Raw genomic sequence first — 19,562 nt, forward strand, 5'->3', positions numbered from 1 at the left:
CGGGACCCCCACGTCACACGCCCGCCGGATAGGTCTCCATCTCGCCGGGGGTGGTCAGCGCCGGCAGCGGGTGCAGGGCGGTCGACTCGTCGCACCAGATGAACCCGTCGTAACGGTCCCCCAGCCGGGTCGGCACGTAGTTGCCCCAGGACTCGAAGCTCGGGTCGTAGACCACCCCGATGGCCCGGTGGTCGGCCTCGCCGGTCACCCACTCCGGCTGGTCCGGACCGCCGAAGACCAGTACCGCCCGCTCCGGCAGCAACTCGTGCAGCCGCCGTTCCAGGGACCCCTCCCGGGCCGGCGGCACCACCATCGCCTCGGCCGGCGAGCCCCAGCGCGGGGCCGCGATCACCGTGCCCCGGTAGCTGCCGAAGCCGACCAGCGCCACCGCGTCGCGCCCGTACCGCTCCCGGGCGAGCTGGCCGATGTTCACCATGCCGTCCGCCGCCATGTCGGTGGCCCGGGCGTCCCCCACGTGCGTGTTGTGCGCCCAGACGATCCCGCGCGACCGGGGACCGTAGCGGTCGAGCAGCCGGTCCAGCGTGTCACTCATGTGGACGTCGCGGACGTTCCAGGACTCCGGGCCACCGGCGACCATCGCCCGGTAGTAGCGCTCCGCGCCGGCCACCACCTCCGCGTTCTGCCAGGCCGAGAAGCGGTCCGGGCCGTCGGCGGCGGCCTGTTCCCGGGTACGCGCCAACAGCCGGATCACCTCCTCCTCGCAGCGCGCCGAGACGAACCGGCTGGCCAGGCCGTACTCCTCGACCTGCTTGCCGTACGGCTCGAAGCAGCGGTACGCCTCCTGGGCCGCCTCCAACGAGGTCGGGTCCTCCTCACCCAGGTAGTCGAAGATGGCCTGCATCGACTCCCACAGGCTGTAGACGTCCAGCCCGTGGAAGCCGGCCCGCTCCCCCTCCGGACGGTCCAGGTTCCAGGCCCGCAACCAGCGGCAGAAGCGGGCCACCTCGGCGTTGGCCCACATCCAGGTGGGCCAGCGTTCGAACCGCTCCAGCGCGGTCGCCGGATCGGCCGCCCCGCCCGGGGCGCCCACCACCGAGCGGTGCACCCGGTCGCAGTCCGGCCAGTCCCCCTCCACCGCGACGAAGTCGAACCCCTGCTCGGCGATGAGTCGTCGGGTCAACTGCTCGCGCAGCCGGTAGTAGTCGTAGCTGCCGTGCGTCGCCTCACCGATCATGACGATCCGGGCGTCCCGCACGCGCTCCAGCAACGGGTCGAAGTCGCTCGGCGCGCCGAGCCGCTGTACCAGCATGCCCGCGGCTACCCGGCCCCCGTGCGGGCAAACCGGGCCGCCTCGGCGCGCGCCCTGCCGGACCGGTCTCCCCGGCCGCTGGAGCCGTCTGCCTGGGCGGCCGGTCCCGGGGGCGGCGGCATGGGTCCGGGGAGAACGGGTAGCCGGGCCGCATGACCGTCACCGGGGTGCAGTGGCAGGAGTTCCTGGCCGGGCTCGACTACCCGGTCTCCCGCGAGGACCTGGTCCGCTGGTGCCAGGAGAACGGCGGCGGCACCGAGATGCTGCAGATGCTGCGCGCGCTGCCGGCGGAGGAGTTCGCCACCCCCGGCGAGCTGGGCGAGGCGCTGACCACGCTGGCCTGAGTGCCGCGCTCAGCGCACCGTTCAGGCCGGTCCGAGTGCCGCGCTCAGCGCACCGTCACGCTGACCGTGTGCCAGCCGGTGGCGCCGTCCGGGAAGGGTGGGCGACGCTGCTCCGGTTGCGTCGCGCCGGTGCCGTCGGTGGCGCGTACCCGCAGGCTGTGCCCGCCCGGCGACGCCGACCAGACGTACCGCCACTGCACCCAGGTGTCGGTGGACGCGGTGGGGAGCAGTTCGGCGGCCCGCCACGGAGCACCGTCGACGGAGACCTGCACCGCCGCGATGCCCCGGTGCTGCGCCCAGGCCACCCCGGCCACGGTGACCTGGCCCGCGTCGACCCGGGCGAACGGCGCGGGACGGTCGATCCGCGACGCGGTCCGCACCGGCGCCTCCCGGGCCCAGCCCCGCCGCACCCAGTACGCGTCGAACGCGTCGAACGTGGTCACCTCCAGCTCGGTGACCCACTTGCACGCCCCCGCGTACCCGTAGAGACCCGGGGTGAGCATCCGGACCGGGAACCCGTGGTCGAAGGTGAGCGGCTCCCCGTTCATGCCGACGGCCAGCATGGCGTCCCGCCCGTCGAGCAGGGTGGCGATCGGGGTGCCGATCGTCATGCCCTCGGTGGAACGGGCGACGAGCTGGTCTGCCCCGGACCGGATCCGTGCCGCGCGCAACAGCGGGGCGAGGGGCGCGCCGAGCCACCGGGCGGTCCCCACGTACGGGCCACCGACCTCGTTGGAGACGCAGCTCAGGGTGATGTCGCGCTCGATCAGCCCACGGGCGAGCAGGTCGGCGAAGCGCAGCTCCACCGGCCGGTCCACCAGGCCGTGCAGCCGCAGCCGCCAGTCCCGCACGTCGAGGCGGGGCACGGTGAGCGCGGTGTCCACCCGGTAGAAGTCGGCGGTCGGGGTGCGGAACCCGGGGGCGACGCCGGCCGGCAGCGGTCGGGCCGGCGACGCCGGGGCGGGCAGGCCCACGGTCGCCCGGGACCGGGCCGCGTCGGCCAGGCCGACCCGGCGCAACCCCGCCGCACCGGCCCCGGCGGCGACGGCCCCGGCCGCCACCAGGGCCGCGTTGCGGACCACCCGCCGCCGGGTCGCCCCGGCCCGCCCCACCGGTCCGGCGGGAACGGCCGACAGCTCCCCCGGCCGCGCAAGGACCGCCACGGGATCGGCCGGGCCGGCGGGAACGGCCGGCAGGTCCCCCGCCCGCTCGAGGACCGCCACGGGGTCGGCCGGTGCGGCGGAAACGGTCGGACCGTCGGACGGCCGCTCGGAGTCCGCCGGACCGGCCCGGACCAGGCCCGGCAGGGGCAGCGCCCGCAGCAGGACGGCGGCGACGGTGGCGCCGGCCAGGGCCGGGAGGGCGTCGGTCGGCCGGGCGTCGGGACGGCCGAGCGCGGCGGCCACGCCGGCCACGCCGAGCAGCAGCGGGCCGAGCAGGCCGAGGGCCGGCCGACGGCGGGCCAACAGCCCGGTGCCCGCCGCCAGCAGGGCCAGCACCAGCCCGATCCCGGCCAGCAGCAGTGGCTTGTCGTACGTGCCGAAGGTGCGCACCGCCCACTCCTTGACCGGGGTCGGCGCACCGTCCACGACGGTGGCGCCGACCGCGACCAGGGGTGCCGCCGATGGGCGAACGGCGGTGGCGAGCAGTTCCGCGACCGCCACCCCGGCGGCGGCCACGAGCAGCCCCGTCCCGGCGGCCGCCAGGTTGCGGCGGATCATCGGTGCCTCCCATCCCCGGCCGTCGGCGGTCAGGACTTCGGCATCAGCACCGAGTCGACGATGTAGACGGTGGCGTTGGCGGTCTGCACGTTGCCGCAGATCACCATGGCGGAGCCGTCGACGGTGAACTGGGTGCCGCTGCCGGCGACCGTCACCGTGCCGCCCTGGAGGGTCGGGTGGCTACCGGCGAGCTGGTCCGGGCCGAGCCGGCCCTCGACCACGTGGTAGGTCAGCACGTCGGTCAGCTTCTTCTTGTCGGCGAGGACCTTGTCGAGGTCGGCCTTGGGCAGCTTGCCGAAGGCGTCGTTGCTGGGCGCGAAGACGGTGATCGCCTTGGCGCTGTTCAGCGAGTCGACCAGACCGGCCTGCTTCACGGCGGTCACCAGGGTGCTGAGCACCGGGTTGCCGGACGCGGCGGTGGCCACCGGCACCTTCGCCATGGCGGCGAAGCTGCCCGGGTTGGCGGCGTCGGTCGGCACCGCCGCGCACCCCGGTCCGAACTCGCCGTCGACCGTCGGCGCGGCGCTGGCCATCGGGGCGGCGCTGGTCATCGGGGCGCTGCTGGCCGGGGCGGCCGAGCCCTTCTCCTCGCTCTCCCCACCGCAGGCGGCGAGGCCCAGGCTGAGCGTGGCGGCGATGGCGACGGCGGTGAGCTTGACGGTACGCATCGGTGGAATCCCTCCAGATGGTGAAACCGGGTGTCTGGAAGGGATTCGAGGCGCACCGCCGTCCGGATGGGTCGATCGGCGGAAAAAGTTCAGGCGGTCAGTCCGAGCGCCACCAGCGGGGCGGTGCTCGGCCGGGCCGAACCGCCGGCCGGCTCCTCGGTCACCCCGAGGAGGCCCTTGCCGCGTACCCCGCCGATCAGCACGGTGGCCTCGCCCCGACCGGCCGGCAGCACCCCGGCCGAGGCGACCGAGCCACCCTGGATCAGCCAGAGCTGGTAGGCCCGGCCCGGTGCCGGGGCGGCCAGGCCCGCCAGCAGTGCCACGCCCTCGTCCCGGGTGGCGGAGGCCACCACGGTGACCCGCCCGCCGGTCGGTGCGGCACTGGTGCGGACCACCGCGTCCGGGGCGGTCAGCACCGCCCGGATCCGGGCCGTCTCGTCCCGGGCCGCGCCGGCCTCGGTGCGCGCGTCGCGTACCCGCTGCTCCTGCGCCACCCAGGTGGCCGCGCCCGCGCCGCCGGCCAGCACCACCGCGGCGGCCGCGGCGGCCAGCCGGCGCCGCCACCGCCGGGCGGCGGCCGACCCGTCGCGGCCCGCCCGACCCGGCCGCTCCTGGGGGGTACGCCGCACGCGCGCCAGCACGTCCGTGCGCAGGCCCGGCGGCGGCACCGACCAGGTCGGGTCGGCGAGCCGGGCGGTCGCCTCGCGCAGCTCGGCCACCTCGAGCGTGCAGGTCGGGCAGTCGGCGAGGTGCCGCTCGAACGCGGCCCGCTCGACGTCGTCCACCGCGTCGAGCACGTACGCGCCGGCCAGCGCGTGGATGTCGGTCGTCATCGCCCCAGCTCCACTCCGAGACAGTCGCGGAGCCGGATCAGTCCGTCCCGCATCCGGGTCTTCACGGTCGGCAGCGCGGTGTCCAGCAGGCCGGCGACCTCGCGATAGCTGTGCCCGCCGTAGTACGCCAGCGTGATCGCCTCCCGCTGCACCTCGGTCAGCGCGTCCAGGCAGTGCCGGACCTGTTGGCGTTCCAGCCGGGCGGTCGCCTCCTCGGCCACGGCGTCGTACGGGGTCTCCCCGGAGCCGGCGGCCACCTTGCGGGCCCGCTCCGCCCCGGCCTGCTCGGCCCGAACCCGGTCCACGGCCCGCCGGTGCGCGATGGTGAACACCCAGGCGGTGGCCGAACCCCGGGCCGGGTCGAAGCGGGCGGCGGTGCGCCACACCTCGACCAGCACCTCCTGGGCGACCTCCTCGGCCTGGGCCGGGTCCCGCAGCACCCGGCGGGCCAGCCCGTACACCCGGGGCGCGACAATGCCGTAGAGGCGCTCGAAGGCGGCCTCGTCGCCCCGCGCCACCGCCCGGAGCAGCTCGTCCGCCTCCGCCCGGGAATCCGGCGCGACCGGTTCCGGGGGCACCGCCCGCAACCGCGACCGCCCCGGTCCCGACGGCTCACCGACGCTGTCGTCCCGCGTCATCCGGCCCCGCCCTCCGTCCGCTGGATCTGCCTGCACGGTGGGCATTCGGAGCCGGCCGGGCAGCGGATGGGTGCGGATCCGGCCGGCCCGGCGCACGGTCGGCCGGCCCGGCTCAGAGGTCGACGGTGCGGCCCTCGGTGCGGGCGGTCTCGGCGGCGTCGAGCACCGCCACCACCTCACGGCCGAAGCGGACGTCGCAGCGGTGGTCCCGGGTGCCCGCCTCGACCTCCTCCAGGAGCTGGTCGATCGCCGTACCGAAGGCCTGCAGCACACTGCCGTCACCGGGCGGGACGGTCTCGGTGCCGTTCTCGCCGAAGAAGACGAAGTCCCGGGTGACCGCCTCGGGCGGCGCGTCCAGGGTCAGCGACAGGCTGCTGGTGGCGCCGCCGTCGTGGTGGAGCAGCAGGTGCACCAGCCCGCTCGGGCCGTCCATCGCGGCGACCCGGGTCACCCGGCCGAGCACCGGCAGGATCAGCGAGAGCGCGTGCGGGCCGATGTCCCAGAGCGCGCCCCGGTCGCGCCGCCACTGCGAGTCCCCGTACGGGTTCCCCGGCTGGTAGATCGAGGCGAACATGGTCGCCCGGGCGTGCTGCCAGCCACCGGCCGCCGCCGTCGAGGCGAGGAAGCCGGTGATGTTCGGGTGGAAGCGCTGGGTGAAGAAGACCACCGAGGCCACCCCGGCGGACCGCGCGGCGGCGACCACCCGGTCGGCCTCGGCGAGGCTCAACGCCAGCGGCTTGTCCAGCAGCAGGTGCCGTCCCGCCCCGGCGGCCCGCACCGCGATCTCGGCCTGCACGTCCGGCGGCAACGCCACGGCGACCGCGTCACAGGCGTCCAGCAGTGCGTCCACGTCGTCGAAGGCCGGTACGCCGTGCCGTGCGGCGAGCGCGCCCGCCTTCTCCGGGTCGCGCCCCCAGACCCCGGCCAGGCTGGCCCGGGGGTGGGCGTCGATGGCCGCGGCGTGCGTCTCCGCCGCCCAGTGACCGGTGCCGAACAAGCCGAACCGCAGCACGCGTCCCCCTGCCGTCGTCGGGCGCCCCGGCGTACGCCGGTGGCCGTGATCCACGCTAGTCGCCCGGCCGGGAGCGCGCGCCCCGACGCGGCGGCCGGTGCGTCGTCCCCGGCGATCCCACCCACCGGCCCGCGTGTCGTTGCCCGGCCCGGCCCGGCCAGGCCCGGCCAGGCCCGGCGCGGCCCGGCGCGGCCCGGCGCGGCGCGGCCCGGCGCGGCGCGGTCCGGCCCGGCGCGGCGCGGCCCGGCGCGGCCCGGCCCGGCGCGGCGCGGCCCGGCGCGGCGCGGCCAGGCGGGCGAGGCGGGCGGGCGGGCGGCGGTGGCTACTACGCGGGTTAGTAGGCTGTGCCGGTGAACTCGACTGTGCCGGGACGGCGTCGATGACCAGCGCGGCGGCGGCCGGCTCGCCGGTGGACGGGATCCTTCCGACGGTCACGATCGTGCTGTCGCTCGTACTCGCGGTCTGGGCGCTGGTGGCGGCGCTGCGTCACCGGTCCCCCGACCGGCTCCAGTTCGTCGGCCTGGCCGTGCTGGAGGTGGCGCTGCTCGCGCTGACCGTGGTGGCGCTGGTCGCGGTCGGCGGCGGCGAGCGTCCCGGCGAGCCGGGGGCGTTCTTCGGTTACCTGGTGACGCTGGTCTGCCTGCCGCCGCTGGCCTGGGTGCTGGCCCGGATGGAGCCGACCCGGTGGGGCTCGGCGATCGTCTGCGCGATCTGCCTGGTCACGCCGGTCGTGGTGGTCCGTCTCCAGCAGACCTGGGAGGTCGTCGGTGGCTGAGCCGCAGGCGCCCGAGCGCGCCACCAACCGGGGGCCGGGGCGGCTGCTGATCGCCGTCTACATCCTCTTCGCCATCGCCGCCACCTCGCGGGCCGGGCTGCAGATCGCCACCAGGTTCGACGAGGCGCCGGTGGCGTACCTGCTCTCCGCGCTGGCCGCGCTGATCTACATCGTGGCGGCGGTCGGGCTGGCCCGGGCCGGGCACGCCGGCCGCCGGGTCGCGCTGGCCTGCTGCTCGGTGGAGCTGGTCGGGGTGGTCGCGGTGGGGGTGCTCAGCCTCGCCGACCGGGAACTCTTTCCCGACGAGACGGTCTGGTCCGGCTTCGGCAGCGGGTACGGCTACGTCCCGCTGGTGCTGCCGATCCTCGGCCTCGCCTGGCTCTGGCGCACCCGCCACACCGCCACCTGACCCGCCCACGCCCGACGCCACCCACGCCCCGCGCCGCCGCCGCTCGCCGCTCGCGCCCCGCGCCGCTCAACCGCTAATTCACGGAAAGAGTGGCTATGGAACGCGAGATGGCCACTCTTTCCGTGAATTAGTGGCCATCCGCGGGGGCGCGGGGTGCGGGGTCAGTCCTTGGGGCCGCCGGCCACGTAGATGACCTGGCCGGAGACGAAGGACGCGCCCTCGCCGGCCAGGAACGAGATGGTGTGCGCGATGTCCTCCGGGCGGCCGGTGCGCCGGACCGGGATCTCGGCGGCGGCGTGCTCCTGGAGCGCGGCGAAGTCGACCTTCATCCGGGCCGCGGTGGCCGCCGTCATGTCGGTGACGATGAAGCCGGGCGCGACCGCGTTCACGGTCACCCCGAACGGGCCCAGCTCGATCGCGAGGGTCTTGGTGAAGCCCTGCAGGCCCGCCTTGGCCGCCGCGTAGTTGGCCTGGCCGCGGTTGCCCAGCGCGGAGGTGCTGGAGAGGTTGACGATCCGGCCCCACTTCGCCTCGACCATGTGCTTCTGGGCGGCCTGGCTGAACAGGAACGCGCCGCGCAGGTGTACGCCCATGACGGTGTCCCAGTCGGCGTCGGTCATCTTGAACAGCAGGTTGTCGCGGAGCACCCCGGCGTTGTTGACCAGCACGGTCGGCGCGCCCAGCTCGGCGGCTACCCGCTCGACCGCGGCCTCCACCTGGCCCCGGTCGGCGACGTCCGCGCCGACCCCGAGCGCCCGGCCGCCGGCGGCGACGACGGCGTCCACGGTCTCCTTGGTCGCCGCCTCGTCGATGTCGACCACGGCGACGGCCATGCCGTCGGCGGCCAGCCGGCGGGCGGTGGCGGCACCGATGCCGCGGGCGGCTCCGGTGACGATGGCGACGCGGCGCTGCTCCGACATGACTACCTCCGGGTAACTTAGGGCTGGGCACCGAACTCTAGTACGGAAGGCCACCCCGGCACACCGCCTGCCGGCACGGCTAAGGGGCCGGCCACCGCGAACGGCGGCCGACCCCCGGTCCGGTCGGGATCAGACGGACCAGCTGCGGCAGAGCCGGATCCAGCGGTACCCGTGGCCGGCCAGCTTGAGCCGGTCCAGCTTGCCGACCTCCTCGTAGCCGCGGTCGGAGAGCACGTCGATCGGCAGGTCCGCCTCCGGCTGGAGGGTGCTCAGGTCGACCTCGACGTCCTCGGTGCCCAGGTTGTGCAGGAAGACCATGGTGCCGGTGGGACCGTCGGCCCGGTGCGCGAGCACCCCGGCCGGCATCGGCACGTCGATGTGGCTGGTGCTGCCCGAGCCGATCTCCGGCGCCTCGCGCAGCGTCCGGATCATCCGCTCGAACCAGGCGAGCAGCGAGCGCGGGTCCTTGCGCTGGGCGGTGACGTTGACCTTGTCGTACGCGTAGTCGCCCTTGTCGATCACCGGGCGGACCAGCTTCTCCGGCTCGGCCGTGGAGAAGCCGCCGTTGTCCTGGTACGACCACTGCATCGGGGTACGGATGGCGTTGCGCCCCGGCTGCGACAGGTCCTCGCCCATGCCGATCTCCTCGCCGTAGCGCAGCACCGGGGTGCCGCGCAGCGAGAACTGGAGTGCGTACGCCAGCTCCAGGTGCCGCCGGTCGTTGCCGAGCATCGGGGCGAGCCGCCGCCGGATGCCCCGACCGTAGAGCTGCATGTCCTCGCGCGGGCCGAACTTGGCCAGCACGTCGTTGCGCTGGTCGGCGGTGAGCCGGGACAGGTCGATCTCGTCGTGGTTGCGCAGGAAGGTCGCCCACTGGCCGCCGGTCGGCAGCTTCGGGGTGTCGCGCAGCGCGTCGATGATCGCCTCCGGGTCCTCCCGGGCGAGGGCGAGCATCAGCCGGCCGTTGAGCATGAAGTCGAAGAGCATGTGGATCCGGTTGCCCGAGCCGCTCTTGTCCCCGAAGTAGGTGGGCAGCTGGTCGGGCTCCACGTTCGCCTCGGCCAGCAGGACCGCGTCGCCGCGCCGCCACTGCACGTGCTGGCGCAGGTCGGTGAGGAAGTCGAAGTCCTTCGGCGAGTCCGGGTTGCCCGGCTCGGTCTGCTCGATGATGAACGGCACCGCGTCCATCCGGAAGCCGGAGACACCGAGCTGGAGCCAGAACGAGGTGATCTTCTTGATCTCCTCGCGCACCTTCGGGTTCTCGATGTTCAGGTCCGGCTGGAACTTGTAGAAGCGGTGGTAGTACCAGGACTTGGCGGTCCGGTCGTAGCTCCACGTCTCGTTCTGCTCGCCCGGGAAGACCATGCCCTGGTGGCGGTCCTCCGGCTCGGTGTCGGACCAGACGTACCAGTCGCGGTACGGGGAGTCCGGTGAGGACCGGGCGGACTGGAACCACGGGTGCTGGTCGGAGGTGTGGTTGACCACCAGATCGATGATCACCCGGATGCCCCGGTTGCGGGCCTGGTGCAGGAGTTCGGCGAAGTCACCGAGGGTGCCCAGCCGCGGGTCGACGTTGTAGAAGTCGGTCGCGTCGTATCCGTCGTCCTGGTTGGGCGACGGATGGATCGGGTTGAGCCAGAGGCAGGTCACCCCCAGCCGGGCCAGATAGTCGAGCCGGCCGATCAGGCCACGGAAGTCACCGACCCCGTCGCCGTCCGAGTCCACGTACGTGTCGACGTCGAGGCAGTACACGACCGCCTCCTGGTACCACCTGTCACCCATGCCGGACCTACTTCTCCGATCCGGCGCGTCGACAAACCCGCGCGACCCTCACCTGTGCGGGCCGTCCGGCCGGTACGGTGCCGGGGTGAGCGCCGACATCAATCCCGTCGACTGGTCCACCGGCAGCTGGCTGAACCCGCCGGAGCGGGCCGACCCGGCCGGCCCGGAGCTGCTGGTCGAGCCGCGCGGCGGCAGCGACTTCTGGCGGCGCACCAGCTACGGCTTCGTGCACGACGACGGGTCGGCGCTGCTCGCCCCCTTCCCCGCCGACAGCGCGGTGGAGGTCAGCTTCCGGCTCGACTACACGGCCCAGTTCGACCAGGCGGGCGTGCTGGTCCGGGTGGACGAGCGGCGTTGGACCAAGGCCGGGGTGGAGGTCAGCGACGGCCACCCGCAGGTCGGCGCGGTGGTGACCGACGAGCACTCGGACTGGTCGGTCGCCCCGGTGCCGGAGTGGTCGGGCCGGGAGGTGACCGTCCGGGTCAGCCGGGCCGGGGACGCGCTGACCGTCCGGGCCCGGGTGGCCGACGAGCCGTGGCGGCTGGTCCGGGTCGCCCCGCTGGATCCGGCGGCGGTGGCGTCGGCCGGGCCGTACTGCTGCTCACCGAGCCGTGGTGGGCTGCTGGTGCGGTTCACCGGCTGGCGGCAGGGCCCGGCGGACGAGGCGCTGCACCCGTGAGTGGGTCGGGTCACCGCCAGGTGTGACCGGGCCCGGCCGGGGTACGTCTTCACGATCCCCCGGCAGCGCGCGGAAGGATCCCCATGGCTCTCGCCCAGAACATCGACCCGCACCAGTTCACCGGGCTGACCGGGTGGGTCGCCAGCGTCATCGACTCGTGGGGCGCGCTCGGGGTGGCGCTGCTGGTCGCCCTGGAGAGCATCGTCCCGCCAATCCCGAGCGAGATCGTGCTGGCGATGGCGGGCTACCTCTCCGCCGAGGGCCGGTTCAACGTGGTGCTGATCGTGCTGGCCGCGACGGCCGGCTCGCTGCTCGGCGCGCTGGTGCTCTACTGGCTCGGCGCGGCGCTCGGCGAGGACCGGCTGAAGCGTTGGCTGGACCACATCCCGCTGGTGGACTCCGACGACCTGGAGCGGGCGGACCGCTGGTTCGAGCGGCACGGCCGGTGGGCGGTGCTGATCGGCCGGGTGGTGCCGGTGGTGCGCAGCCTGGTCTCCGTACCGGCCGGGGCGAACCGGATGCCGCTGGGCGAGTTCGTGCTGCTGACCACCATCGGCAGCGGCGTGTGGAACGCGCTCGTCGTGGGGCTCGGTTTCGCGCTCGGCTCCCGGTGGCAGGAGGTCGACCGGTACAGCAGCTGGTTCAACTACGCGATCTTCGCGGTCTTCGCGGTGATGGTGGTGAGCTGGGCGGTGAAGAAGGTGCGCCGGCGGCGCGCCCGACGGTCGGTGACCGCCGGGCGCTGAGCCGGTCGAGGGTCAGTACTGCGCGGTGATCGAGGTGAACTCCCAGGTGTTCTGGGCGATGCCGGAGCAGTTCGACACCACGCCGCCGCCGGCGCAGGGCCGGTCCCGGTTGACCGACCAGAAGGTGAACCGGGCCAGACCCCGGGCCTTGGCCCAGTCGCGGATCTGCGTCCAGGTGGCCGGCGAGGTCAGCTCCTGCTGGTCGGAGAGGCCGTTCATGCCGGAGAGACCCATGTGGGCGTACGCGGTGGCGTCGGACCAGCCGAACGCGGTCTTGAGCGCGTTCTTCAGCCCCTCGGCCGCGTTGACCGTGCTCTGGTACATGTTCGCCCCGCCGCCGAAGTCGAACGGCATGATGGTGAAGACGTCGATGTTCGCGCCCTTGGCGGCGGCCTGGTTGATCAGCCGGGTGCCGTAGTACGCCGGCCCGGTGGTCGAGGTGCCGAAGGTGACGATCGTCCTGATCCCCGGGTTGTTCTGCTTGACGATCTTCAGCGCGTCGAGGATCCGGTCCTGCACCACCTCGTTCTCGAACTCGTCGCTGTTCTCGATGTCGATGTCGATCGCCTTCAGCCCGTACGCGTTGATGACCTGCTGGTACGCGCCGGCCAGCGCGCCGGCGGAGGAGCAGTTGGGGCCGAGCTTGTTGCCGCTCCAGCCGCCGAACGAGGGGATCACGTCGCCGCCGGCGGCCCGGACCGCGGCGATGGTGCTGGCCCAGGTGCTGCCGGTGAGCGACCCGCTGCCGTCCCAGGCCGGCGTGCCGCCGCCGGAGAGCATGAAGGCGATGGTGAACCACTTGATCCCGGTCGCGCCCATCACCGTGGACGGCGCGGGCGGGTCGCCCCAGCCCGGGTAGAGATAGGGCGCGGCGGCCATCGCGCCGCCGCCCCCGCCCGTGCAGCCGGTGGTGGTGGCGGAGACCGGGGCCGACTTCGCCGACTCCCCGGCGGCGTTGTACGCGGCGACCGTGTAGCTGTGCCCGGTGCAGGTGGCCAGGCCGGAGACGGTGGCCGAGGCGCCGGTGACGGTGGCCTTGACGGTGCTGCCCTCGTACACCCGGTAGCCGGTGACCGTGCCGGAGACGGCGGTCCAGGCCAGCGCGACGGACGAGTTGGTGGTGCCGGTGACCCGCAGGCCGCCGGGGGTGGCCGGCGCGGAGGGGTTGCCGCCGCCCCCGCCGCCGCACGCGCCGCCGTTGACCGTGCAGTTGGTCGGGCTGCCGGTGCCGTTGACGTTGAAGCCGAAGGTGGTGCTGGCGCCCGGGGCGAGGGTGCCGTTCCAGGACTGGTTCACGGCGGTGACGTGCTGGCCGGAGGTGGTCAGCCGGGCGTCCCAGAAGGAGCCGAGGGTGCTGCCGGTGGGCAGGTCGAACTGGACGTTCCAGGAGGAGATGGTGGTCGAGGTGTCGTTGGTGACGGTGAACTTGCCCTCGTACCCGGTGTCCCAGGTGCTGGTGCGGACGAAGGCGGCGGTGGCGGCGGAGGCGGGCGGGGCGGCCAGCACGGTGGCCGCCAGCAGGGCGGTGGCGAGCGCGGTGGCGAACGTCGCCACCCGGGCGGAGCGGAGTCTCACGGCGTCCTCCAGGGACGGTGGCGGGAGGTATTCATGACCGTCGACGTTGCCGCTCATTATTAGGACTGTTAACTGTTTCTGTCCAGAGGTGGTCCGGGGACCCTCGCCGAGAGCCCCCGGGAACCCCGCTCAGTGCCGGAAGGTGAACCAGTTGACGTTGACGAAGTCGGCCGGCTGGCCGCTGGAGAAGGTCAGGTAGACGCTGTGCCGGCCGGTGACCGTGGCGACGTTGCCCGGCACCGAGCGCCAGCTCTGCCAGCCCCCGGTGTCGCCGATCGCGAAGCTGCCGATCGGCGTGGCGGTCGGGCTGTCCAGCCGGACCTCGACCAGGCCGCTCACCCCGCTCGCCGCGCCCGAGGCGACCCGGGCCACGAAGTCCTTCGGCGGGGTGCTGCCGAAGTCCACGTTGTCGTACCGGGCCCAGTCACCGTTGGCCAGCCAGCCGATGTCCTGGCCGCCCTCGGCGCACGCCTCGACCTGCACCCCGTTCTGGGCGTTGAACGCCTCGGCCTGGACGGTGCCGTACGCGTCGACCCCGCCCGACGGCGGCGGGGTGGTGCTGCCGCCGCCGCCCCGGGCGTACACCGCCACGTAGTCGACCAGCATCGGGCGGCCGGAGACGGTCGAGGCGGTCGGCGTGGTGTAGCCGGCCACCCCGTTCGGGAAGGAGCCGCCGATGGCCACGTTGAGCAGCAGGAAGTAGCCGCCGTGGCCGGTCATCCGGGTCCAGTACGGCTCGCCCACCTGACTCTGGCTGACGGTGTGGAAGAGCTGGCCGTCGACGTACCAGCGCAGCTGCTGCGGGCTGACCGACGCGTCCCACTCCGTGCGGTAGGTGTGGAAGGCGGACTGGCAGCTGCTGGCGGGGCAGGCCCGGGTGCCGCCCAACCCGTTGAACTCGTTGCACGGGCCGCCCGGGGCGACACCGCAGTGCAGCGTCCCCCAGACCTGGTTGAGCCCGTTGACGTTCTCCATCACGTCGATCTCGCCGATGCCGGGCCAGTTCTGGTAGTTGCCCCGGTACGGCGAGCCGAGCGACCAGAACGCGGGCCAGTAGCCGGCCGCCTGCGCGCCGGTGACGTTCGGCATCTGGATCCGGCCCTCGATCGCCAGCACTCCCCCGGCCGGCGGCTTGAAGTCGGCGCGGACGGTCTCGATCCGGGCCGAGGTCCACCGCCCGGCGGCGTCCTTCAGCGGGGTGATCCGCAGGTTGCCACCGCCGTCCTGGGCCAGGTTGGCGGTGCTGGCGGTGTAGCTCTGGATCTCGCCGGTGCCCCAGTTGGCCGGGCCGCCCGGGTAGCTGGTGCCGGTGTCGATGATCCAGTTGGCGGACGAGGGCAGCGTGCCGGCCGCGCCGGTGAAGTCGTCGCTCCACACCACGCTCCAGCCGGACGGCGGGGCCGGCACGGCGGCGTGCGCGGTCATCGAGACGGCCGCCAGCGCGGTGGTGGCGGCGACGGCGAGCGCGGCCAGGCCGGCCCGCCGGCCGGGGCGGCGCAGGGTGGACGGGGCGGTGGGAGCCGCCGGGACAGGGTTCATCGGGGGTGCCTCTCTGCGGGACGGGGGCAGGAGAGCGCTCTCAGCAAGCGTTGTACGCCCCCGCCCCGCAGCTTGTCAACGAACGTCGATGTCTGCCGGCTGCGGTCGGCGCAGCACGGCCTGCTCCAGCGCGGTCCACCCGGTGGTGGTGACCAGGTAGAGCACCGCCGCCAGCGGCACCACCAGCGCCACCAGCACCGTCGTATACGGCAGCAGCGGCACCAGCCGGCCGAGGGTGGCCGCCCCCGGCCCCTCGGTGGGAGCGCCGGCGATCGTGCCGGTGGCGGCAGCCGCCCGACGGGCCCGCCGGGACGACCACCGGGCCAGCACGAGCAGCACCGCCAGCAGCACCCCGAACACCGCCACCACGGCGGTGGAGAGCCCGTCGCCCAGGTGCCAGCCCAGCGGCACCCCGGCGAGCCGCTCACCGAGCAGCCCGGGATGGCCGTCACCGGTGGCGAAGAGGCGGTACATGACCAGGAAGAACGGCGCCTGCAACAGCGCCGGCAGGCAGCCCGCGACCGGGCTCGCCCCGGCCCGCCGGTAGAGCGCGAGCAGCTCGCCCTGGAGCGTGGCGGGGTCGTCGGCGTACCGCCGCTGGAGGTCGCGGACCTCGGGGGCGAGCGCGGCGCGCCGCCGCTCCCCGCGGACCTGGGCCAGGCTGAGCGGGGAGACCAGCAGCCGGACCCCGATGGTGAACAGGACGATCGCGGCGGCCGTGGCGGTGCCGCCAGCGAGCGGGGCGAGCAGGTCGGCGAGCCAGGTGACGGCGACGCCGGCGGCGGAGGCCGCGGTGTGCAGTGGTGCGAAGGCGAGCATGGGGAAACCCCTCGGTCCGATCCCGGATGCCCCGGCGGGACGACACGACCCGGCGGGACGGCTGACGACGGAACCGGCCGCGTCGACGACCGCCGGAAACGGCGGGCCTACGCGACCGAGGGGTGGTGACCGGGTGCTCGGGGACGCGGTCGGCCGGCGGCGTCGGGATCGGCCTGCCGCGGCACCCGACGACCCCGGGACCGGGCCCGCCAGGCGGTCGCGGCCCGCGCGGACCGGGGCGCGCCGGGCAGCGCGCGGCTGCGCAGCGCCAGCAGGGTGGCCAGCAGCAACGCGGCGGCGACCACCGCCGCCCCGGCGAGCAGCCCGCCCGGCCGCTCGACGAGCAGGGCGAGGTGGCCGAGGGCGTACGCCCACAGCCCCGTCACCGTCGCCAGCACCCCCGCCACACGCCCACCCTAGGACCCGCTGTCACCCCGGGGCGGTCACTCGCCCGGCTCAGGAGGATTCGCGGACCAGCGGGAAGGGCAGGGTCTCCCGGATGGTGCGGCCGGTCAGCAGCATCACCAGGCGGTCCACGCCCAGCCCGAGACCGCCGGTGGGCGGCATCGCGTACTCCAGCGCGGTGAGGAAGTCCTCGTCCAGCTCCATCGCCTCGGCGTCCCCGCCGGCCGCCTTCAGCGACTGCTCGGTGAGCCGGCGCCGCTGCTCCACCGGATCCACCAGCTCGGTGTACGCGGTGCCCAGCTCCATGCCGAACGCGACCAGGTCCCACCGCTCCGCCAGCCGCGGGTCGTGCCGGTGCTGGCGGGTCAGCGGGGACACCTCGGCCGGGAAGTCCAGATAGAACGTGGGCTGCTCGGTACGCGCCTCGACCAGCCGCTCGTACAGCTCCAGCAGCACCGCACCCCGCTCCCAGCGCGGGTCGTACGGCACCTGCGCGGAGTCACAGAGCTTGCGCAGGGTGGCCACCTCGGTGTCGGCGGTGACCTCCTCGCCGAGCGCCGCCGAGATCGCCTCGTTCACCGTCCGGGTCGGCCACTCGCCACCGATGTCGACCGGCTCGCCACCGGGGCGGCGGGCCACCGGGGCGCCGTGCACCGCCACCGCCGCCGCCACGATGAGGTCCCGGGCCAGCACCCGCATGTCGTGGTAGTCGGCGTACGCCTGGTACGCCTCCAGCACCGTGAACTCCGGGTTGTGGGTGGCGTCCACGCCCTCGTTGCGGAACGCCCGGCCCAGCTCGTACACCCGCTCGACGCCGCCCACGGCGAGCCGCTTCAGATACAGCTCCGGCGCGATGCGCAGGCTCAGCCGCAGGTCGTACGCGTTGCTGTGGGTGACGAACGGGCGGGCGTTGGCCCCGCCGTGCACCCGTTGCAGGATCGGCGTCTCCACCTCCAGGAAGCCCCGCCCGACCAGCCCGGAGCGCAGGCTGTGCAGGGCGGTGCCCCGGGCCCGCAGCAGCTCCCGCGCCTCGTCGTTGATGGTCAGGTCCAGGTAGCGCTGCCGGACCCGGGCCTCCGGATCGGCCAGCCCGTGATGCTTGTCCGGCAGCGGGCGCAGGCACTTGGCGGTGAGCTGCCAGTCGGCCACCCGCACCGACAGCTCGCCGCGCCGGGTCGCGTACACCTCGCCGGTGGCGCCCACGTGGTCGCCGATGTCCACCGCCGCGCGCCAGCGGTCCAGGTCGTGCACCAGCATCAGCTGGAGGTCGCCGCTGCCGTCCCGGACCGTGGCGAAGAGCACCTGGCCGTGGTCGCGGACCAGCATCACCCGGCCGGTCACCCCCACGGTCTCCCCGGTGCCGGTGTCCGGGGCGAGGCCGGCGTGCCGCTGCCGCACCTGCGCGCAGGTGGCGGTCCGCGGATAGCCCACCGGGTACGGGTCGACCCCGTCGGCGCGCAGCCGGTCCAGCTTCGCCAGCCGTACCCGGACCTGCTCCGGTCGGGGCGTCTCGGCCGGTTCCGCCGTGGCGGCCCGGACCGTCGCGGCGGTCGGCGGCACGAACTCGACGCCGCCGCCGGCCGGCGGCACCCCGTGCAGCGGCGTGGGCCGCCCACCGGGCAGCGCCAGGAAGCCCTCGGCGGCGGCCGCCGCGATGCCCACCCGGGCCAACTCCCGGCGCTCGGCGAAGCAGAGGTAGCGGGGCGTCCAGTGCGGCTGGTACTTCGCGTTGGAGAGGTACAGCGACTCCAACTGCCACCAGCGGGAGAAGAAGAGCAGGGTGTGCCGCCACAGCCGGATCACCGGGCCGGCCCCGATCCGCGCGCCCTGCTCGAACACCGCGCGGAACGCCGCGAAGTTCAGCGACACCCGCTCCACGCCCAGCCGGGGACCGGCCGCCAGCAGCGCGGCCACCATGAACTCGGTGATCCCGTTCTCCGCGCCCCGGTCCCGGCGCATCAGGTCCAGCGACACCCCGTGCGCGCCCCACGGGCTGAACGACAGCAGCCCCCGCACCCGGCCCTCGCCGTCCTGCGCCTCGACCAGCACGCAGTCGCCGTCGGCCGGGTCGCCGAGCCGGCCCAGGGCCATCGAGAAGCCCCGCTCGTGCTCGGTGTCCCGCCAGCCGGTGGCCAGCTCGGCCAGCCGGGCCAGCTCCTCGGGCGGGATCTCCGCGTGCCGGCGGACCCGGGCGGTGTAGCCGGCCCGCTCGACCCGGTGCACCGCCTGCCGGACCGGGCGCATGTCCCGGCCGTCCAGGTCGAACTCGCGGGTGGACAGGATCGCCTCGTCACCGAGCTGGAGCACCTTGAGCCCGTGCCGGTGGTACGCCCGGGCCCCCGCCTCGCTGGCCCCGAGCACCGCCGGGATCCAGGCGTACGCCCGGGCGTGGCCGAGCCACGCCTCGATCGCCGGGCCCCACGCCTCGGGGTCGCCGACCGGGTCGCCGCTGGCCAGGCTCACCCCGTTGACCACCCGGTAGGTGATCACCGCCTTGCCGCTGGGCGAGAAGACGGCCGCCTTGTCCCGGCGGGTGGCGAAGTAGCCGAGCGAGTCCCGGTCGCCGTACCGGGCGAGCAGCTCGCGGATCCGCTCCTCCTCCTCGGGGTGCAGCACCGCGTTCGCCCGCTGCGAGCGGACCAGGGTGAACAGGCCGGCCACGAAGGCGACCGCGCCGAGCCCGCCGAGCAGCAGGTTGACCCAGCCGGGGGCCTGGCCGCGCCGGGTCAGGTCCAGCGTGATCGCGCCACCGAAGACCTTCTCGACCGCGTACCCGAGCCGGTCCGACCAGGTGTGCAGGCTGCCCGGCTCGGCGAGGAGCAGCAGGTAGCCGAGGCCGACCGAGACGGCGGCCAGGCCGAGGAAGACGCCGAGGGCCTGCCAGCCGCTGCCGGGCCGGACCCGGGCGTAGAACTGTCGCCGGGCGGCGACCAGCAGGGCCAGCGCCGCGGCGGCGAAGGCGATGCCCACCCACACCCCGACCGTCTCCAGGGTGCCGAAGAGGCGCTGCCCGGCGGCGTGGTTGAGCCGGTTGACGCCGACCGTCAGCAGCAGCGCCCCGGCCCACACGCCGACCAGCAGGGTGAGGCTGAAGTACCCGACCAGGACCCACCAGGCCAGTCGCTTGCGGCGCAGCACCGCGGCGGCGAGCGCGCCCAGGAAGACCGCGTACGCCAGGTTGGCCGGCGCCGGCACCAGCAGCGCGTCGATCGCGGTGCGGACCGGCTGGAACTCCAGCCGGGCGGCGCTGCTCACCGCGGCGAGCGCGCAGACCGCGGCGACCACCCAGAGCAGGGTGGCGAAGGCGCGGGGCACCTGCCGTCGCCACTGCCCGCCGGCCCCCGGGGTGCCGTTCACCTTGCGTGACGCGTTGTTCGCGGCCACCGCCGCCTCCCTCGCTGCCGGTGCTGACGCGTCGGGCGTCGAC

Annotated in this window: 18 protein-coding genes; 5 read left to right on the top strand and 13 right to left on the bottom strand. The window is 74.6% G+C overall.

What is annotated here, in order from left to right:
• Nucleotides 1-13: 13 nt before the first annotated feature.
• Nucleotides 14-1,270 carry an erythromycin esterase family protein gene (locus tag GA0070611_RS17350; protein ID WP_091665487.1) on the bottom strand — a complete coding sequence of 419 codons (1,257 nt, stop codon included), beginning with the start codon at nt 1,268-1,270 and terminating at the stop codon, nt 14-16.
• A 152-nt stretch (nt 1,271-1,422) separates the two neighbouring features.
• Here GA0070611_RS17350 and GA0070611_RS17355 point away from each other — a divergent pair, with 152 nt between their 5' ends.
• Complete coding sequence (locus GA0070611_RS17355) at nt 1,423-1,614, top strand: DUF2795 domain-containing protein (RefSeq protein WP_091665490.1); 192 nt, start codon at nt 1,423-1,425, stop codon at nt 1,612-1,614.
• 44 nt (nt 1,615-1,658) lie between these two features.
• On the opposite strand, the gene GA0070611_RS17360 is transcribed toward GA0070611_RS17355, so the two are convergent.
• The 5 genes from GA0070611_RS17360 to GA0070611_RS17380 all read right to left on the bottom strand — a co-directional run bounded on the left by GA0070611_RS17360 (nt 1,659) and on the right by GA0070611_RS17380 (nt 6,486).
• A complete protein-coding gene (locus GA0070611_RS17360; protein ID WP_091665493.1) occupies nt 1,659-3,335 on the bottom strand; it encodes a molybdopterin-dependent oxidoreductase in 1,677 nt (558 codons plus the stop codon).
• Between the two features lie 29 nt (nt 3,336-3,364).
• A complete protein-coding gene (locus GA0070611_RS17365; RefSeq protein WP_091665495.1) occupies nt 3,365-4,003 on the bottom strand; it encodes a fasciclin domain-containing protein in 639 nt (212 codons plus the stop codon).
• Between the two features lie 89 nt (nt 4,004-4,092).
• Nucleotides 4,093-4,836 (bottom strand): anti-sigma factor, encoded by a 744-nt coding sequence (locus GA0070611_RS17370; RefSeq protein ID WP_091665498.1) that lies wholly within the window; start codon nt 4,834-4,836, stop codon nt 4,093-4,095.
• Nucleotides 4,833-5,474 (bottom strand): ECF RNA polymerase sigma factor SigK, encoded by a 642-nt coding sequence (sigK, locus tag GA0070611_RS17375; RefSeq protein WP_091665500.1) that lies wholly within the window; start codon nt 5,472-5,474, stop codon nt 4,833-4,835. The genes GA0070611_RS17370 and sigK overlap by 4 nt, the downstream gene beginning before the upstream one ends.
• A 112-nt stretch (nt 5,475-5,586) precedes the next feature.
• The gene (locus GA0070611_RS17380; RefSeq protein ID WP_197675727.1) at nt 5,587-6,486 is read right to left on the bottom strand and encodes a Gfo/Idh/MocA family protein; all 900 of its coding nucleotides are present in this window, start codon (nt 6,484-6,486) and stop codon (nt 5,587-5,589) included.
• Between the two features lie 379 nt (nt 6,487-6,865).
• On the opposite strand from GA0070611_RS17380, the gene GA0070611_RS17385 reads away from it, so the two are divergent.
• Complete coding sequence (locus tag GA0070611_RS17385) at nt 6,866-7,261, top strand: hypothetical protein (RefSeq protein WP_091665503.1); 396 nt, start codon at nt 6,866-6,868, stop codon at nt 7,259-7,261.
• Nucleotides 7,254-7,670 (top strand): hypothetical protein, encoded by a 417-nt coding sequence (locus tag GA0070611_RS17390; RefSeq protein WP_091665505.1) that lies wholly within the window; start codon nt 7,254-7,256, stop codon nt 7,668-7,670. The genes GA0070611_RS17385 and GA0070611_RS17390 overlap by 8 nt, the downstream gene beginning before the upstream one ends.
• Before the next feature lie 161 nt (nt 7,671-7,831).
• Here the strand turns inward: GA0070611_RS17390 and fabG are convergent, their stop codons facing one another.
• Together fabG and GA0070611_RS17400 are read right to left on the bottom strand one after the other, a co-directional pair.
• Complete coding sequence (gene fabG / locus GA0070611_RS17395; protein ID WP_091665507.1) at nt 7,832-8,590, bottom strand: 3-oxoacyl-ACP reductase FabG; 759 nt, start codon at nt 8,588-8,590, stop codon at nt 7,832-7,834.
• 129 nt (nt 8,591-8,719) lie between these two features.
• Entirely contained in the window at nt 8,720-10,372 is a 1,653-nt protein-coding gene (locus GA0070611_RS17400) for an alpha-amylase family protein (RefSeq protein ID WP_091665508.1), read from the bottom strand.
• Nucleotides 10,373-10,457: 85 nt separating this feature from the next.
• On the opposite strand from GA0070611_RS17400, the gene GA0070611_RS17405 reads away from it, so the two are divergent.
• On the top strand, nt 10,458-11,051 hold the full coding sequence (locus GA0070611_RS17405) for a DUF1349 domain-containing protein (protein WP_231921152.1): 594 nt from the start codon (nt 10,458-10,460) through the stop codon (nt 11,049-11,051).
• A gap of 83 nt (nt 11,052-11,134) precedes the next feature.
• A complete protein-coding gene (locus GA0070611_RS17410; RefSeq protein ID WP_091665513.1) occupies nt 11,135-11,797 on the top strand; it encodes a DedA family protein in 663 nt (220 codons plus the stop codon).
• A gap of 12 nt (nt 11,798-11,809) precedes the next feature.
• Here GA0070611_RS17410 and GA0070611_RS32265 read toward each other — a convergent pair whose 3' ends face one another.
• From GA0070611_RS32265 to lysX, 5 genes are all read right to left on the bottom strand, one after another.
• Nucleotides 11,810-13,372: a cellulose binding domain-containing protein gene (locus GA0070611_RS32265; protein WP_091673069.1), complete on the bottom strand. Its 1,563-nt coding sequence runs from the start codon at nt 13,370-13,372 to the stop codon at nt 11,810-11,812.
• A gap of 129 nt (nt 13,373-13,501) precedes the next feature.
• Entirely contained in the window at nt 13,502-14,911 is a 1,410-nt protein-coding gene (locus tag GA0070611_RS17420) for a carbohydrate-binding protein (RefSeq protein ID WP_091665516.1), read from the bottom strand.
• A 75-nt stretch (nt 14,912-14,986) separates the two neighbouring features.
• Nucleotides 14,987-15,730, bottom strand: a complete 744-nt coding sequence (locus GA0070611_RS17425) for a YidC/Oxa1 family membrane protein insertase (RefSeq protein ID WP_091665518.1) — start codon at nt 15,728-15,730, stop codon at nt 14,987-14,989.
• A gap of 107 nt (nt 15,731-15,837) precedes the next feature.
• On the bottom strand, nt 15,838-16,137 hold the full coding sequence (locus tag GA0070611_RS17430; RefSeq protein WP_231921153.1) for a DUF6412 domain-containing protein: 300 nt from the start codon (nt 16,135-16,137) through the stop codon (nt 15,838-15,840).
• 49 nt (nt 16,138-16,186) lie between these two features.
• Nucleotides 16,187-19,519, bottom strand: coding sequence for a bifunctional lysylphosphatidylglycerol synthetase/lysine--tRNA ligase LysX (gene lysX / locus GA0070611_RS17435; protein WP_231921154.1), 3,333 nt, complete (start codon nt 19,517-19,519; stop codon nt 16,187-16,189).
• Nucleotides 19,520-19,562 lie beyond the last annotated feature (43 nt).

This window comes from Micromonospora auratinigra (genome assembly GCF_900089595.1).
Classification (GTDB): Bacteria; Actinomycetota; Actinomycetes; order Mycobacteriales; family Micromonosporaceae; genus Micromonospora; species Micromonospora auratinigra.

What these genes read in the sequence shown, in the direction of transcription:
- GA0070611_RS17360 (WP_091665493.1), bottom strand. Translation starts at nt 3,335, where the DNA reads ATGATCCGCCGCAACCTGGCGGCCGCCGGGACGGGGCTGCTCGTGGCC.
- GA0070611_RS17420 (WP_091665516.1), bottom strand. Translation starts at nt 14,911, where the DNA reads ATGAACCCTGTCCCGGCGGCTCCCACCGCCCCGTCCACCCTGCGCCGC.
- GA0070611_RS17370 (WP_091665498.1), bottom strand. Translation starts at nt 4,836, where the DNA reads ATGACGACCGACATCCACGCGCTGGCCGGCGCGTACGTGCTCGACGCG.
- GA0070611_RS17350 (WP_091665487.1), bottom strand. Translation starts at nt 1,270, where the DNA reads ATGCTGGTACAGCGGCTCGGCGCGCCGAGCGACTTCGACCCGTTGCTG.
- fabG (WP_091665507.1), bottom strand. Translation starts at nt 8,590, where the DNA reads ATGTCGGAGCAGCGCCGCGTCGCCATCGTCACCGGAGCCGCCCGCGGC.
- GA0070611_RS17385 (WP_091665503.1), top strand. Translation starts at nt 6,866, where the DNA reads ATGACCAGCGCGGCGGCGGCCGGCTCGCCGGTGGACGGGATCCTTCCG.
- GA0070611_RS17400 (WP_091665508.1), bottom strand. Translation starts at nt 10,372, where the DNA reads ATGGGTGACAGGTGGTACCAGGAGGCGGTCGTGTACTGCCTCGACGTC.
- GA0070611_RS17355 (WP_091665490.1), top strand. Translation starts at nt 1,423, where the DNA reads ATGACCGTCACCGGGGTGCAGTGGCAGGAGTTCCTGGCCGGGCTCGAC.
- GA0070611_RS17425 (WP_091665518.1), bottom strand. Translation starts at nt 15,730, where the DNA reads ATGCTCGCCTTCGCACCACTGCACACCGCGGCCTCCGCCGCCGGCGTC.
- sigK (WP_091665500.1), bottom strand. Translation starts at nt 5,474, where the DNA reads ATGACGCGGGACGACAGCGTCGGTGAGCCGTCGGGACCGGGGCGGTCG.
- GA0070611_RS17365 (WP_091665495.1), bottom strand. Translation starts at nt 4,003, where the DNA reads ATGCGTACCGTCAAGCTCACCGCCGTCGCCATCGCCGCCACGCTCAGC.
- GA0070611_RS17410 (WP_091665513.1), top strand. Translation starts at nt 11,135, where the DNA reads ATGGCTCTCGCCCAGAACATCGACCCGCACCAGTTCACCGGGCTGACC.